The sequence below is a fragment of the Pseudomonas wadenswilerensis genome (assembly GCF_900497695.1).
GTDB lineage: Bacteria > Pseudomonadota > Gammaproteobacteria > Pseudomonadales > Pseudomonadaceae > Aquipseudomonas > Aquipseudomonas wadenswilerensis.
The window spans coordinates 248234-262393 of record NZ_UIDD01000006.1 but is presented as its reverse complement, the minus strand read 5'-3'; the positions used below and the strand labels follow the sequence as shown (position 1 = coordinate 262393).

13 protein-coding genes and 3 pseudogenes are annotated in these 14160 nt (G+C 62.9%); 10 read left to right on the top strand and 6 right to left on the bottom strand.

What is annotated here, in order from left to right:
* Window positions 1–1695 (bottom strand): potassium-transporting ATPase subunit KdpA, encoded by a 1695-nt coding sequence (kdpA, locus tag CCOS864_RS10055; protein ID WP_115086159.1) that lies wholly within the window; start codon window positions 1693–1695, stop codon window positions 1–3.
* A gap of 8 nt (window positions 1696–1703) precedes the next feature.
* The gene (gene kdpF, locus CCOS864_RS10050) at window positions 1704–1793 is read right to left on the bottom strand and encodes a K(+)-transporting ATPase subunit F (RefSeq protein WP_036996387.1); all 90 of its coding nucleotides are present in this window, start codon (window positions 1791–1793) and stop codon (window positions 1704–1706) included.
* Window positions 1794–2087: 294 nt separating this feature from the next.
* Between kdpF and CCOS864_RS10045 the strand changes: the two genes are divergently transcribed.
* Complete coding sequence (locus CCOS864_RS10045) at window positions 2088–2486, top strand: hypothetical protein (RefSeq protein ID WP_115086158.1); 399 nt, start codon at window positions 2088–2090, stop codon at window positions 2484–2486.
* A gap of 103 nt (window positions 2487–2589) precedes the next feature.
* Here the strand turns inward: CCOS864_RS10045 and CCOS864_RS10040 are convergent, their stop codons facing one another.
* The 3 genes and pseudogenes from CCOS864_RS10040 to CCOS864_RS28730 form a co-directional block, all read right to left on the bottom strand.
* On the bottom strand, window positions 2590–4278 hold the full coding sequence (locus CCOS864_RS10040) for a putative bifunctional diguanylate cyclase/phosphodiesterase (RefSeq protein WP_115086157.1): 1689 nt from the start codon (window positions 4276–4278) through the stop codon (window positions 2590–2592).
* 22 nt (window positions 4279–4300) lie between these two features.
* Window positions 4301–5314 (bottom strand): annotated as a pseudogene (locus CCOS864_RS28735) (methyl-accepting chemotaxis protein); the annotation flags it as partial.
* 270 nt (window positions 5315–5584) lie between these two features.
* Window positions 5585–5749: pseudogene (locus CCOS864_RS28730) on the bottom strand (PAS domain-containing protein); the annotation flags it as partial.
* Between the two features lie 383 nt (window positions 5750–6132).
* Here CCOS864_RS28730 and CCOS864_RS10030 point away from each other — a divergent pair.
* The 7 genes from CCOS864_RS10030 (at window position 6133) to CCOS864_RS09995 (ending at window position 11526) form a co-directional block, all read left to right on the top strand.
* Window positions 6133–6447 (top strand): helix-turn-helix domain-containing protein, encoded by a 315-nt coding sequence (locus CCOS864_RS10030; RefSeq protein ID WP_115086155.1) that lies wholly within the window; start codon window positions 6133–6135, stop codon window positions 6445–6447.
* A 247-nt stretch (window positions 6448–6694) separates the two neighbouring features.
* The gene (locus CCOS864_RS10020; RefSeq protein WP_038994418.1) at window positions 6695–8005 is read left to right on the top strand and encodes a C4-dicarboxylate transporter DctA; all 1311 of its coding nucleotides are present in this window, start codon (window positions 6695–6697) and stop codon (window positions 8003–8005) included.
* Between the two features lie 69 nt (window positions 8006–8074).
* A complete protein-coding gene (locus tag CCOS864_RS10015; protein ID WP_115086154.1) occupies window positions 8075–8779 on the top strand; it encodes a FadR/GntR family transcriptional regulator in 705 nt (234 codons plus the stop codon).
* A gap of 16 nt (window positions 8780–8795) precedes the next feature.
* Window positions 8796–9482 carry a GntR family transcriptional regulator gene (locus CCOS864_RS10010; RefSeq protein ID WP_115086153.1) on the top strand — a complete coding sequence of 229 codons (687 nt, stop codon included), beginning with the start codon at window positions 8796–8798 and terminating at the stop codon, window positions 9480–9482.
* A gap of 111 nt (window positions 9483–9593) precedes the next feature.
* Window positions 9594–10040 carry a GNAT family N-acetyltransferase gene (locus tag CCOS864_RS10005; protein WP_415842526.1) on the top strand — a complete coding sequence of 149 codons (447 nt, stop codon included), beginning with the start codon at window positions 9594–9596 and terminating at the stop codon, window positions 10038–10040.
* Window positions 10037–10414 carry a DUF7079 family protein gene (locus CCOS864_RS10000; protein ID WP_115086152.1) on the top strand — a complete coding sequence of 126 codons (378 nt, stop codon included), beginning with the start codon at window positions 10037–10039 and terminating at the stop codon, window positions 10412–10414. The genes CCOS864_RS10005 and CCOS864_RS10000 overlap by 4 nt, the downstream gene beginning before the upstream one ends.
* 65 nt (window positions 10415–10479) lie before the next feature.
* On the top strand, window positions 10480–11526 hold the full coding sequence (locus tag CCOS864_RS09995; RefSeq protein WP_115086151.1) for a hypothetical protein: 1047 nt from the start codon (window positions 10480–10482) through the stop codon (window positions 11524–11526).
* Between the two features lie 9 nt (window positions 11527–11535).
* Here CCOS864_RS09995 and CCOS864_RS09990 read toward each other — a convergent pair whose 3' ends face one another.
* Window positions 11536–11982, bottom strand: coding sequence for a PACE efflux transporter (locus CCOS864_RS09990; protein ID WP_115086150.1), 447 nt, complete (start codon window positions 11980–11982; stop codon window positions 11536–11538).
* Between the two features lie 122 nt (window positions 11983–12104).
* Here CCOS864_RS09990 and CCOS864_RS09985 point away from each other — a divergent pair, with 122 nt between their 5' ends.
* Together CCOS864_RS09985 and CCOS864_RS28725 are read left to right on the top strand one after the other, a co-directional pair.
* On the top strand, window positions 12105–12989 hold the full coding sequence (locus tag CCOS864_RS09985; RefSeq protein ID WP_115086149.1) for a LysR family transcriptional regulator: 885 nt from the start codon (window positions 12105–12107) through the stop codon (window positions 12987–12989).
* Window positions 12916–14148 (top strand): annotated as a pseudogene (locus tag CCOS864_RS28725) (cache domain-containing protein); the annotation flags it as partial. The gene CCOS864_RS09985 and the pseudogene CCOS864_RS28725, both read left to right, overlap by 74 nt.
* Between the last annotated feature and the right edge of the window lie 12 nt (window positions 14149–14160).

Sequence of the window (14160 nt, the reverse complement as noted above, 5' to 3'; positions counted from 1 at the left end):
TCACAAGCCCAGGCTCAGGTATTCGGTCACCGGCCCCAGGGCCAGGGCCGGCAGGAAGGTCAGGCCACCGACCAGCAGGATGGTCACCACCAGCAAGGTGACGAACAGCGGGCCGTGGGTCGGGAAGCTGTTCTGCCCCACCGGTGCGGATTTTTTCAGCGCCAGGCTACCGGCCAGGGCCAGCACCGGCAGGATGTAGCCGAAGCGGCCGATCAGCATGCCCAGGCCGATCATCACGTTGTGGAAGGTGGTGTTGGCACCGAGGCCGGCGAAGGCCGAACCGTTGTTGGCGCTGGCCGAGGTGTAGGCGTACAGCAGCTGGCTGAAGCCATGGGCACCGGGGTTGCTGATCGCTGCTGCCGGGCCTGGCAGGCTGGCCGCCAGGGCGCCGAGCACCAGCACGCCGACCGGCATCACCAGCAAGGTGGCCACCAGCAACTGCACTTCCCGCGCCTGCAGTTTCTTGCCCAGGTATTCCGGGGTGCGGCCGATCATCAGACCGGCGAGGAACACCGCGATCAGCACGTTCAGCAGCATGCCGTAGAGCCCGGCACCGACGCCGCCGAAAATCACCTCGCCAACCATCATGTTGACCAGCGCGACCATACCGCTGAGCGGGTTGAGGCTGTCGTGCATGTTGTTCACCGAGCCGTTGGAGGCGGCGGTGGTGGTCACCGTCCAGAGCACGCTGGCGGTGGTGCCAAAGCGGCTTTCCTTGCCTTCCAGCGGCGCGGTCTGCTCAACCAGCGGGCTGTTCAGCGTCGGGTTGGCCTGGTGCTCGCTCCACAGCGCGGTGCCGCCGCCGATCAAGAACAGCGCGAGCATGCCGGCGATGATTGCCCGGCTCTGGCGCATGTCCTTGACGTAATGGCCGAAGGTAAACACCAGGGACACCGGAATGAGGATGATCGAGGCCACCTCGAACAGGTTGCTCCAGGCCGTCGGGTTCTCGAACGGGTGCGCCGAGTTGACACCGAAAAAGCCACCGCCGTTGGTGCCCAATTGCTTGATCGCGATCTGGCTGGCGGCCGGGCCGAGCGGGATGGTCTGGTCGGCGCCTTGCAGGGTCAGGGCATGCACGTAATCGGCGAAGGTTTGCGGTACACCCTGCCATACCAGCAACAAGGCCAGCAGCAGGCACAGCGGTAGCAGGCCGTAGAGGGTGGCACGGGTCATGTCGACCCAGAAATTTCCCAGGGTCCTGGCCGAACGGCGGGCGATGCCGCGGCACAAGGCAACCAGTACGGCGAGGCCGGTGGCGGCGCTGACGAAGTTCTGCACGGTCAGGCCGAGCATCTGGCTCAGGTAGCTGACCGAGGCTTCGCCGCTATAGGACTGCCAGTTGGTGTTGGTGACAAAGCTCACCGCGGTGTTGAACGCCAGCGACCACTCCTGCCCCGCCAGCTGCTGCGGGTTGAGCGGCAGGTAGCCCTGCAACAGCAGCACGGCGAACACCAGCACGAAACCGGCGAGGTTGAAGGCCAGCAAGGCCAGGGTGTACTGCTGCCAGCTCTGTTCCTTGCTGGCGTCGACCCCGGCCAGCCGGTAGCAGCCACGCTCGACCGGCCCGAGCAGCGGCGACAGCCAGGTGCGCTGGCCCTCCATTACCTTGAAAAAGAAACGCCCGAGCAAGGGTGCCGGGAGCAGTACCAGCGCAAAGAACGCCAGCAGCAACGCGTAATCGTAACTGTGCATGGTCGCTCCTAACCCCGATCGGCGCGCAGCAGCGCGACCAGCAGGTAGATCATCAAGGCCACTGCCAACAGCAGTGACACCCCGTCCAGAATGCTCATGAAAACTCTCCGTCCTTACGGCACGTGCCGCTGACGGTCATTGTCGGTAGAGGGGCTGTAAAGGGGCGAGATCGAGAGCCTGGGCCGGGCATAAAGAATGCGTAAATAACGCAACCCAGCGTCGCCTGGATTGCGACCGCTGCGCGCTCGATCGCGGGGCAAGGCCCGCTCCCACAGGGGCAGCGCATAGATATTTGTGGGATGTTTCCGATTCCGCCCAGCGGTGCGCCAGGTCGAGATTGTCGGTGCTAGGTTCCGGGCCTCTTTGCCTGAATGCATCTATGAGGCACAGCGATGATAGATATCAATACCTGGCCCCTGAACGCCCAGATCGGATTCGGCCTGGCGCCTTTCGTTATCGCGTTATCCGGCGTTGCCATCGACGTGCATATCGCCTGCTCACGACATTTCGAGGTTATGTGTACAGCGCTGCAGAACAATCGCGGGCTGGAGCAACAAATTCAGCTATGGGGACGCAGGGGCGTTATGTCACGCACCCTGGTGGTTGCATCTATCAGTGGCGCGCTAGCTTGGCCGAGCACCGGCATTGGCAGGAGGGTCCTTGAAGTGGAAGAAATTCACGAGCTTCCTACCTACCTGCAGCGCCGAATGAAGGTGTCTTGCTGGTTGACGCTTGTAGGCGGCATCTGGCTGATGATCGGCGCCGGCTTGGTACAGTTGGGGAGGTACTAGTGAGCCCGGCGTCGCCTGGCGTGCGACCGCTGCGCGCTCGATCGCTGGCAAGCCAGCTCCCACAGAGGACCAGCGCTGGTAGGAGAGGATTCCAGGCCCGCCCCTACTGGATTTGCCACTGCAGGGGTTGCTGGTAATCGGCAACCCAGTCGATCACCTGCTCAGCCGGCATCGGCCGGGCGATGCAGTAGCCCTGGGCGACGTCGCAACCCAGGCCCATGAGCAATTGTCCATGCTCGACCGTCTCCAGGCCCTCGGCGATCACCTGGCGGCCAAAGGCCCGGGCCAGGCCGATCACGGCGCGGGTCAGGGCCAGGTCGTCCTGGTCGTGGAGGATGTCGCGGACGAAGGATTTGTCGATCTTGATGGTCCGCGTCGGCAGGCGCTTGAGGTAGCTGAGCGACGAATAGCCGGTGCCGAAATCATCCAGGGAGAACTGCACGCCCAGGCGCTGGCAGGCCTCCAGGCACTGGCTGACGCGCTGGATGTTTTCAATGGCGACCGACTCGACGATTTCCAGGTCGAGCATGGCCGGGGCTACATCCGGATGACGGCCCAGCAACAGTTTCAGGCGTTCGACAAAGTCATCACGCTGCACATGGCGGGCGGCGATATTGACGCTGACCGGCCACTGGTGACCCAGCGCCTGCCAACGCTGCATCTGGCTCATGGCCTGATCGATGACCCATTCGCCGATCTCGACGATCAGGTCGGTCTGCTCGACCTGCGGCAGAAAATCGCCGGGCATGACCAACCCCTTGCTTGGATGCTGCCAGCGCAGCAACGCTTCGAAGCCGATGACCGCGCCGCTGTGCATGTTGACCTTGGGTTGGTAGTGCAGGCACAGCTCGCCCTTGTGCAGGGCCTGGCGCAGACGCGCCACGGTCTGGTGGGTAGCCTTGACCTCCTGGTCCAGCGACACGTCGAACAGGTGGAAGCGATTGCGCCCGCTCTGCTTGGCCACGTACAGCGCCTGGTCGGCGTGACGCACCAGGGTGTCGGTGTCTTCGTTGTCCTGGGGGAACAGGGTCACGCCGATACTGGCGCTGACGCGAATCTCCTGGTCGCGGATCTGGTAAGGCGCGGCTATCGCGGTCAGCACCCGGTCGAGCGCCGCCTGCAAATGCGCCGGGTTCTGCACATGGCGCAAAATCAGCACGAACTCGTCGCCCGACAACCGCGCCACGGCATCACCACCGCGCAGGATGCCCTTGAGGCGCGTGGCCACTTCGACCAGCAGCAGATCGCCGCTGGCATGACCGTAACCGTCGTTGACCGCCTTGAAGCCATCCAGATCGAGCATGCACACGGCCAGCGGAATGTCCTCGTTGCGCGAGAACTCCAGGGCCTGGTTGAGCAGGTCGGACAGATAGGCACGATTGGGCAGACCGGTGAGCACATCGTGGCCCACCCGCCATTGCAGGGTGTGCAGCAGCTGGCGTTTCTCGGTGACGTCGAAGCGGATCGAGACAAACTTGCGCACCTTGCCAGTGGCCGGATCAATCAACGGCACCATGGTGCTGTCGACCCAGTACAACGAACCGTCCTTGGCCCGGTTGCAGATCTCGCCCTTCCACACCCGTCCGGCGACCAGCGCGCGCCACATGCCAATGAAGAATTCCGGGCCGTGCAGGCCGGAGTTGAGGATCCGGTGATTGGCCCCCAGCAGTTCCTCGCGGCTGTAGCCGGAGATGCTGCAGAACTGCTCGTTGACGTACGTGATCCGGCCACTGAGGTCGGTTTCGGAAAAGATCGCGGCGGCATCGACAGCCGCGCGGTAGTTATCGTCCATGAATTCCTCTGCACCCTGGTGGTTAGCGATTGAAACGCTCGACCAGGGCCCGCAGGCCCGAAGAAATGCTTTCCAGCTCGGTGCCGCGGCTGGCCGCGGCATTGGCGTTGCGCGCGGTGGCCTGCACCGTGCTGGCAACGTTGTTGATCTGCTCGGAGACTTCTTCGGCCACCGAGGATTGTTCTTGCGAGGCGGCAGCCATCTGCTGGCTCATGTCGCTGATGCGCTCGACGGCGGCACGAATGCCCTGCAAGGCGCGCTGCGCCTCCAGCACCTGGGCCACGCCCTGCTCGGCCTCGTGGATGCCGAGGCTGGCGATGCTCACCGCTTCGTCGGCGCCGCTGCGCAGGTTCTCGATGATACCCTGGATCTGCACGGTCGAATGCCGGGTCTTGGCCGCCAGGGCGCGAACCTCATCGGCGACCACGGCAAAGCCACGACCCTGCTCGCCGGCGCGGGCCGCTTCAATGGCGGCGTTAAGTGCCAGCAGGTTGGTCTGTTCGGCAATCGCGCGGATCACTTCAGCGGCGAGCATGATGTCCTGGGTCTGCCCGGCCAGGTGGGTGACCGCCTGGTTGATCTGGCTGACAGTATTGGCCAGTAACTGGATGGCCTCGCGGCTGGTGCCGGCGACCTGGCTGCCCTGCTCGGCCAGTTGGTTGGCGGTCTGTGCCTGGACTGCGGTCTGCTGCACATGCTCGGCCACCTCGCCGATGGACGCGGCCATTTGCGTCATGGCGGTGGCGGTCATGTCGGTTTCGGCGCGCTGTTCAAGCAACGCGGTTTCGGTGCTGCTGGACAGGCGACTGGAATCGCTGGCGGCTTCGGCCATCTGCGTGGCCAGGTCGCTCAGGCGGGTGAGCGCGGTTTTGAGCCGCGCTTCCTCGCTGATCAGGATCATCTGCAACTGCGCCGCCGGGCCCAGTTGATCGCTGTAGGTCAGGGCGCTGATCTGATCGGCAAAGGTGTTGTTCGAGCACGCCACGATCTGCCCGAGTTGGCGGCCCAACCGGTTATGGGCCCAAAGGCCGATCATCGCGAACAGGCCAAGGGTGATGCCCTGGCCCGGCCAGCCCGGCAGCGCCTGGTTGGCCGCCACTGCCAGCGCGCCGGCAGCCAGGGGCAGGCTCATCACCTGGCTCAACTGGGCCAGACGGCGCCCGGCCGAGACCGCCGGCTTGCCTTCACGCAACCGCGCATAGAGTACTTCGGCGCGGCGCACCTGCTCGCGGCTCGGCTTGACCCGCACCGACTCGTAGCCGACCAGGCGGCCGTCTTCGAGTATTGGCGTGACATAAGCGCTGACCCAGTAGAAGTTGCCGTTCTTGCAGCGGTTCTTGACGATCCCCATCCAGCTCTGGCCGGCCTTGAGGTACTGCCACATCAGGGCAAACACCGCCGGCGGCATGTCCGGGTGGCGGACCAGGTTGTGCGGGCTACCGATCAACTCGGCCTGGCTGAATCCGCTCATAGCGGCGAATTCGGCATTGCAGTAGGTGATGTTGCTGGCGATGTCGGTGGCGGAAATAAGCCGCTGATCCTCGCCGAAAGTCTGTTCGACCGAGGTGACCGGCATGTTGAGACGCACGATAAAACTCCATTTGCAGTGGTCTGCCAGGTTGTCCTGTGCAGCGCACAAACCATTCGTCCGACACCGAGATCAGCCTTCTGCAGGGGTGCTTTGCTGAAGAGTCTCAGCTGGCTCACCCCGGTTGAAACTCGATGGCTTTTGACCTGTCCAAACGATCAATTCTACGAATTACATCACATTATGCAAACAAAGGTGATGAATTGTGGCGTTGTCTCTTGCGGATAGATATCGTTAAGTTCTTGATTCTAAATGGGAATTAAGCGATGACAATTTCAAGTTTGGGTTCGGCCATCAGACGCTACCGCAAGGTAGCCGGGCTCACTCAGGCTGAACTTGGCGAGAAAACCGGTTTTGACCCCAAGACCATCAGTCGCTTCGAAACCGGCACCTACACTCCCAGCGTGGAAGCCCTGCTGACCTTTGCCGAGGTACTGGGCATCAAACTCAAAGCCTTCTTCGCCGAGCAGGACGACGAAGACGAGCAACGTGCCTACCTCTTTGGTGTCATTCACAAGGCCCCACGCCAGGACCTGGGCAAGCTGATTGCGGCGGTAGACCTGGCCTTGTCCAAGCCTTAGTCCCGGCAACACGGAAAAAGCGGCAGGCTGAACCTGCCGCTTTTTTCTGCCCGCGCATTGCACCTCAACTGGTCAGACCGGTAAAGCCAATTCTTGCCCTTTCGACCGAAAACCCCTTGCAAAGCTGAAAAATTCGCGCCTACACTGACCCCGCACTGGACATACCGGTAAGACCACAATAATTAAGTCCTCCGCTCTTTCGCCCCTCGTGGCATCGAAGCAGGGACACCGACCAGAGATCCCTCCCATGCTCAAATGGTGCTCGCGTTCGATCTTCCTCCAAGTGGTGTTGGGCCTTGTGCTAGGCATAGCCTGCGGCCTGAGCTTTCCTGAAGTTTCCCTGCAACTCAAACCCCTCGGTGACGGCTTCATCAAGCTGATCAAGATGTTGATCGGGCTGATCGTGTTCTGCGTGGTGGTCAGCGGCATCTCCGGTGCCGGCGACCTGAAAAAGGTCGGGCGCATCGGCCTGAAATCGGTGATCTACTTCGAAATCCTGACCACCATCGCCCTGGTGATCGGCCTGGTATTCGCCTTTACCTCCGGCATCGGCAGCGGCGCCAACATTCACCTGGACCAACTGGCCAGCAGCGAAGCCAGCAACCTGGCCGAACGCGGCCAGCACATCCACGGCACTGCCGCGTTCCTCATGGACCTGATTCCGACCTCGGTGGTCGGTGCCTTTGCCGACAACAACATCCTCCAGGTCTTGCTGTTTTCGGTACTGTTCGGCAGCGCCCTGAACCTGGTGGGTGAAGCGGCCTCGGGCATCTCGCGGCTGATCAACGAACTGAGCCATATCATCTTTCGCATCATGGGCATGATCGTGCGCCTGGCACCCATCGGCGTATTCGGCGCCATTGCCTTCACCACCAGCAAATATGGCCTGGAATCGCTGCAGCACCTGGGCGGCCTGGTCGCCTTGTTCTACCTGACCTGCACCGGCTTCGTGCTGCTGATCCTGGGCACCGTGATGCGCCTGTCGGGGCTGAAGATCCTGCCGTTCATCAAGTACCTGCGCGAAGAGCTGACCATCGTCCTCGGCACCGCTTCTTCCGACGCCGTGCTGCCGCAGATCATGCGCAAGCTCGAGCACCTGGGCATCGGCAGCTCGACGGTAGGCCTGGTGATTCCTACCGGTTACTCGTTCAACCTCGACGGTTTCTCGATCTACCTGACCCTGGCGATCGTGTTCATCGCCAACGCCACCGGCACACCGCTGGCCATGACCGACCTGCTGACCATTCTGCTGGTGTCGCTGATCACCTCCAAGGGCGCCCACGGCATCCCCGGCTCCGCCCTGGTAATCCTGGCCGCGACCCTGACTGCCATCCCGGCGATCCCGGTGGTCGGCCTGGTGCTGGTGCTGGCGGTGGACTGGTTCATGGGCATCGGCCGGGCGCTGACCAACCTGATCGGCAACTGCGTGGCCACCGTCGCCATCGGCCGCTGGGAAGGCGATATCGACATGGAGCGGGCCAACAATGTGCTGTCGGGTAAACAGGGCTTCGGCTTTGCCCAGCGCAAGACCCCGAATGCCCATCAACAAGAGTTCTGAGCAATAGGGCCGGCAGCCCCACTGCCGGCCACAGGAGCAAACCATGCAAGTGTTCTCATGGAGTGAACAATGATTACTTCATCGACAGTAGTGAACTCAGTGGTGGAAAAACTCCGCCAGGCCCTGGCCCGCGGCCAGTGGCGTTCCGGTGACATGCTTCCGGGCCAGCGTGAACTGGCCGAACAACTGGGCATCAGCCGACCGAGCCTGCGTGAAGCGGTGACCGTGCTGGAGACCCTCGGCCTGGTGCGTTCGATGCCAGGCAAGGGCGTGCAGGTGCTGGACGCCGATGCGGCAGAAACCGCCATGCCCCAGAGCGGTGTCGCCGAGGCCAGCCTGGAAGACGTGCTGCAACTGCGCTACACCCTCGAACCCTTCATCGTCGGCCTGGTGGCACAGTCGATCAGCAGCAAGGAAATCGGCCAGCTGCGCCTGACCCTTATGGACATGCGCGAAGCGCTTGAGGCCGAAGACAGCGAAGCCGGGGTCAACGCCTACATCGCCTTCCACGAAGAGCTGTTCACCCTGACCGCCAACCCGATCTTCCAGAGTGTGGTGCAACAGACCAGCAATGCCCTCAAGCAAAGCGCCGCAGTGCTGCGCAACTCGCCCGAGCATCTGGCGGCAAGACTTGAGGAAAACGAAGCGGTGGTGCGCGCCATCCGCAACAAGAACAGCGCCCAGGCCAGCGCGCAGATGCGCCACCATATCCTCCAGGAAGGCCGGCGCATGGGTATCGAACTGAACATCCCGGACGATCATCCGGGCAACTGACCCCAGGAGTGCGACCATGAACGCCAGCGCCCACGCCCATGACACCGCCCTGCCCTCGCTGCTCGCCCAGGGTGAGCGCCGATTGTCGGCCGAGCAGATCTACCCGCGCCTGTTCGATGCCATCCTCGAACAGCGCCTGGCCCCTGGCAGCGCCTTGACCGAACAAGCGCTTGGCGATGCCTTCGGGGTCAGCCGCACGGTAATCCGCCGGGTGCTCGGGCGCCTGTCGGATCAACAGGTGATCGTCCAGCGCCCAAGCCACACCGCGCGCCTGGCCGCACCCGACCCACAGCATGCGCGGCAGATCCTCAGCGCCCGGCGCCTGGCCGAAACCACCCTGATCAGCCTGGCGGCCAAACGTTCACGACCGGCGAAGATCCGCCAACTGCGCGAGCTGGTGGCCCGCGAGCGTCAGCACCATGAGCAAGGTCAGCGCTGCACGGCGATTCGCCTGGGTGGCGAGTTTCACCTGAAACTTGCGGAAATGGCCGACAACGTGCCGTTAGCGCGTTTTCTCAACGGCCTGGTACCGCAAACCTCGCTGATCATTGCCCAGTACGAAGCACGGCCGTGCAGCCATTGTGCCTGGCAGGAACACGCGGCGATTATCGATGCGCTGGAGGACGGCAATGGCGAGGCCGCGTTGGCGTTGATGCATGAGCATCTGGACCATATCGAGGCCAAGCTCAACCTGGATGATTGAGGATTTTCACCGGGAACAGCGGTCTGGTGTAGGAGCGGGCCTTGCCCCGCGATACGATGTGGCAGACAGGACGTTATCGCGGGTCAAGCCCGCTCCTACACATAGATGAGCATGCTGATGAACGAAAGGATCACCCCGGTAGACCCCGACCAGTACCCGACCCTGACTGCCGTCTGGGAAGCCTCGGTACGCGCCACCCATGACTTTCTGCCCGAAGGCTACGTCGACCAGCTGCGCCCGCTGATCCTCAACGACTACCTGCCCGCTGTCGAGCTGCGTGCCTGGCACGACAACCAGGGCCAGATCCGCGGCTTTGCCGGGGTCAGCAAAGGCAAGCTGGAAATGCTTTTCGTCGATCCTCAATCGCGCGGCCAGGGCGTGGGCAAGGCCTTGCTCAGGCAAGTAATCAGCGAACTGGCCGTGCGCGAAGTCGACGTCAACGAGCAAAATCCCCAGGCCGTCGGCTTTTATCTCAAGCAAGGCTTCGAACAAGTAGGCCGCTCGGCCCGCGATGGCCAGGGCAACCCCTACCCGCTGCTGCACCTGCGCCTCAAATGACGCCGCAGCAGCGCCGCCAGGTGCAAGTGGCGATGTCCGATGCGTTCGTCGACACCCACATCGAATACCTCTGGATCGCCCGCCACCTCGTTGGCTTTGACCGCGAGCTGCTGAAAGAAATCTTCTACAGCGAAGTCGCCCCCGCCTGCTACAGCAACATCATGACGCCAGTACCGCCGATCTGGACCGGCTTCGACGAAACCTGGCTGCACGAGGAGATCGAGCAATCCCTGCAAGCCCGCCGCGACAGCTGGTGGCGGCGCCATATTGACCGCGTGCTGAACGCCACCTGGGTGTGGTTTTTCTGCCGGGAAATCTGGGCAGAGATCGTCGAGGCGCTGGATCAGGCCGAGGCCGAACAGCAGCCCGAGTGACGGCACCTATACTCAAGTAACCACCGCGTTCGACCTTTCCCAAACCACAAGGGGGCTGCGAGTTGATGCCGCGTTCCCCGCTCATCGCCCTGTTGCTCGCCTTTTTACTGGCGCTGGGCGGCTGCGGCTCACGGCAAAAGGCCCCGGAACTGCCGCCCATCCCGGTCAGCGCCGCGACCTGGCAACAGATCGACCGGGACATCATCGACGCGTCGCTGGCCACTACCAGTTCGGTCAACGACTATGCCCGGCGCTCCATGCGGGTGTGGAAGGAGCGTGTGCAGCAGTACACCGAAAGCGACTTCATCCCCTGGTTCACCGGTTATTGGACCCAGCAATGGCTGACCATGAAAGTGGCCTGGTACAAGATGAACAGCGGCGACGGCAAGGATCCGCCGGAAAAACGCCTGGCCCTGTACCTGCAGCAGCAGTACCACGAGCGGGTGCTGGACCCGGTGGCCAAGGAAATCGACCCCGAAGCCATTCGCGACCGGGCCATGGAGCTGTATATCCAGCTGCTTGGCCAGCAGTTGCAGCAGATTGCCCAGCGCTACCGCGCGCCACCCGAGCAGTTCAACCTGCACCTGACGCGGATCCAGGCCATCGGCCTCGGGCCACCGGCCAATAACAACGCTTCGCTTCATCAACTGCTGTACAGCAAACCGCTGGAGCAGCAACCCGCTTATACGGCGCTGATCAAACGCATGCACAGTGCCGTGCGCGCCGGCACCCAGCGCTCGGACATCGGCTTGTCATCGGTCGCCCGGCAAGCCAGTGAAAAGCTCGGCGCCACCCTGGCGCCACGGGGCATTGCCAGCGCAGTGGCGGCGGCCGTCGGTCGCGCGGCGGGCACGGTGATTTCCCTGGCGGCAACCGGTATCGGCGTCATGACCCACAACCGTGAACAACCGGCGATGATCGAGCAGCTGCGAGTGATCCTCAACGTGGCACTGAACGAGGAATGGCGCGAACTGATGGAGAACCGCAAGACCGGCGCCATGGCCGGGGTCTACTACCTGTCGGGGGAGATAGAAGACAGCCTGCTGGCCGCCGAAGGCCCCGAGCGCGAGCCACAGCCCGCCGCCCAGGTGATCACCCTGCCCGCCCAATAAAGGCGCGGTTTATGCGGTGACGCGATTGTCCGGCTGGGCCTGGGCCGAGGTCGGCAAGCCGAAGATCCGGTCGAACAGCCAGTTGTAGATGAAGGTGTAGCACGGGATGAGAATGATAAAGGCCAGGTCGACGACAAAGGCCTCAAGCAGGCTCATGTCCAGCCACCAGGCAATCAGCGGAATCAAGTACACCACCAGGGTCAGCTGAAAGCCGATCGCATGCGCCAGCCGCCGGGCAACACTTCGACCGCGCTTGGCCTGACGGCTTTCCCAGTACTCGAACAGGGTGTTGTAGATGAAGTTCCAGGCCATGGCGATGGTAGTGATCATTACCGCCAGCGGCCCGGTATTGCTCGGCGCGCTGTCGGCCAGGTAGGCCAGGCCCAGGGTCGACATGCACAGGCCGATCAGTTCATAGGCGGTCACATAGACCAGTTTGCGTTTGACACCTTGCACGTTGCTAACCTCGGCTTTGCATAAAAACGCCGCCCCTTGGGGCAGCTGAGGCGGGCAAGCATGCGTCAATCTTCTTGACAGCCAAAGTCAGCAGTTATCAGATTGGCTGATAGGAGATTGCCATGAACTTTTCCAGCGACAACATCGAACTATTTCTCGCCGTGCTCGACCGCGGTTCGTTTTCCGCCGCCGCCCGGGCTTTGGGCCGAGTGCCTTCGGCAGTGAGCATGGCGATCGGCAACCTCGAAGCGGAGCTGGGCTTCACCCTGTTCGAACGCACCCACCGGGAAACCCGCCCCACCGCTATGGCCCAAGCCCTGGAACCCCACGCACGGATGATCGCCAATCAGCTCGGGCAGTTGCAGGTGCATGCACTGGAGTTGTCCCAGGGGCTGGAAAGCACCCTGAGCATCAGCGTGGTACCGGACATCGACCACACGCGCCTGCTGGCAGCGATCAGAACCATCAGCGAGCGTCATCCACTGTTGGATGTCGAGGTGCTGACGACCCCGCAGGAAGATGCCCTGCAACTGCTGCACGACGGCCGCGTCAGCCTGTGCCTGGCCTTTGCCGGGCTGGCGGTGGACGCCCGGCAGCGCTTTCAGAACATCGGCATGGAATCGCTGGTGGCCTGCATCGGCCCACAGCACCCGGCCCTGCAGCAACGCCCACGGCAAATCGTCTACCTTGAAGACCTGGCCAACGTAAGGCAGATCCTGGTAGCCAGCCGCGACCTGCCGCTGAGCGACACCCGCGCCCTGATCGGCAAGGCGCACTGGCGCACCGACAGCCTGGCCATGGCCATCGAGATGGTCGAAGCCGGCCTTGGCTGGGGCGACTTCCCGTTGTCGCGCGTGGCGCCTTTATTGGACGCGGGACGCCTGGTGCGCCTGGATTTCAGCAACACCCGCAACGAGCTGCAACTGCCGGTGCATGCGTTCTGGCGCCAGCACCAGCCGCTGCAAAAAGCCGCCCAGGAACTGGTGCGTTTACTGGGCGCGCAGTAACGCACCGGGCTGCAACACGCACGCCAGAGCAGGCCGTAGGAAAATCCTGTCAGCCCCTGCGGCAAAACTTCCTATCAATTTTTCAGTTTCGCGGCCGATACCCGTCTGGATAGGTACGAGCACACGCCAAAAGCGCCGCTCGGCACTCCTCTTTACTGGCACAAGGTCTCGGAACATGAACCTGAAATTTCGCCACAAGATCCTGCTGTGCGCCTGCGGCGTCGTGGTTCTGGCATTTGCACTGTTCACGCTTTACAACGATTATCTGCAACGCAGCACCATCCGACAGAACATCGACTCGTCGGTCAAGCAGGCCGGCGCGCTGGCCGCCAGCAGTGTGCAGAACTGGATGAGCGGACGCATCCTGGTCCTGGAAAACCTCGCCCAGGACGTCGCCCACCAGGGCGCCAACGCCGACCTCCCGGGGCTGGTCGACCAGCCTTCGTACACCAGCAACTTCCAGTTCACCTATGTCGGCCAGTCCAACGGCGTGTTCACCCAGCGTCCGGACGCGAAGATGCCCGACGGCTACGACCCGCGCCAGCGTCCGTGGTACACCGCTGCCGTGACCGCCAACCAGACGATGCTGACCCCGCCATACATGGCCGCGGTCGGCGGCCTGGTGGTCACCATTGGCATGCCGGTGAAGAGCAAGGCCAACGGCGAGCTGCTCGGCGTGGTCGGCGGCGACCTGAGCCTGGCAACCCTGGTCGACATCATCAATGCCGTGGACTTCGGCGGTATCGGCCACGCCTTCCTGGTCGACCGTAACGGCCAGGTGATCGTCAGCCCGGACAAAGACCAGGTGATGAAGAACCTCAAGGACATCTACCCGGGCAGCAACCTGCATATCGCCCCGGGCACCCACGAGGTGACCCTGAACAAACAGGACCGGATCATTTCCTTCGCCCCGGTCAGCGGTCTGCCGACGGCTGACTGGTACATCGGCCTGTCGATCGACCGTGACAAAGCCTACGCAGGTCTGAGCCAGTTCCGCACCTCGGCCATCATCGCCATGTTGATCGCCGTGGCTGCCATCGCCGGCCTGCTGAGCCTGCTGATTCCAGTGCTGATGCGTCCGCTGACCACCATGGGCCGTGCCATGCAGGACATCGCCCAGGGCGAAGGCGACCTGACCCGCCGCCTGGTCGTCGAGAACAAGGACGAGTTC

Excerpts from the sequence above, each read along its gene's own strand:
- kdpA (WP_115086159.1), bottom strand. The coding sequence starts at position 1,695 with ATGCACAGTTACGATTACGCGTTGCTGCTGGCGTTCTTTGCGCTGGTA.
- kdpF (WP_036996387.1), bottom strand. The coding sequence starts at position 1,793 with ATGAGCATTCTGGACGGGGTGTCACTGCTGTTGGCAGTGGCCTTGATG.
- CCOS864_RS10045 (WP_115086158.1), top strand. The coding sequence starts at position 2,088 with ATGATAGATATCAATACCTGGCCCCTGAACGCCCAGATCGGATTCGGC.
- CCOS864_RS10040 (WP_115086157.1), bottom strand. The coding sequence starts at position 4,278 with ATGGACGATAACTACCGCGCGGCTGTCGATGCCGCCGCGATCTTTTCC.
- CCOS864_RS10030 (WP_115086155.1), top strand. The coding sequence starts at position 6,133 with ATGACAATTTCAAGTTTGGGTTCGGCCATCAGACGCTACCGCAAGGTA.
- CCOS864_RS10020 (WP_038994418.1), top strand. The coding sequence starts at position 6,695 with ATGCTCAAATGGTGCTCGCGTTCGATCTTCCTCCAAGTGGTGTTGGGC.
- CCOS864_RS10015 (WP_115086154.1), top strand. The coding sequence starts at position 8,075 with ATGATTACTTCATCGACAGTAGTGAACTCAGTGGTGGAAAAACTCCGC.
- CCOS864_RS10010 (WP_115086153.1), top strand. The coding sequence starts at position 8,796 with ATGAACGCCAGCGCCCACGCCCATGACACCGCCCTGCCCTCGCTGCTC.
- CCOS864_RS10005 (WP_415842526.1), top strand. The coding sequence starts at position 9,594 with ATGCTGATGAACGAAAGGATCACCCCGGTAGACCCCGACCAGTACCCG.
- CCOS864_RS10000 (WP_115086152.1), top strand. The coding sequence starts at position 10,037 with ATGACGCCGCAGCAGCGCCGCCAGGTGCAAGTGGCGATGTCCGATGCG.
- CCOS864_RS09995 (WP_115086151.1), top strand. The coding sequence starts at position 10,480 with ATGCCGCGTTCCCCGCTCATCGCCCTGTTGCTCGCCTTTTTACTGGCG.
- CCOS864_RS09985 (WP_115086149.1), top strand. The coding sequence starts at position 12,105 with ATGAACTTTTCCAGCGACAACATCGAACTATTTCTCGCCGTGCTCGAC.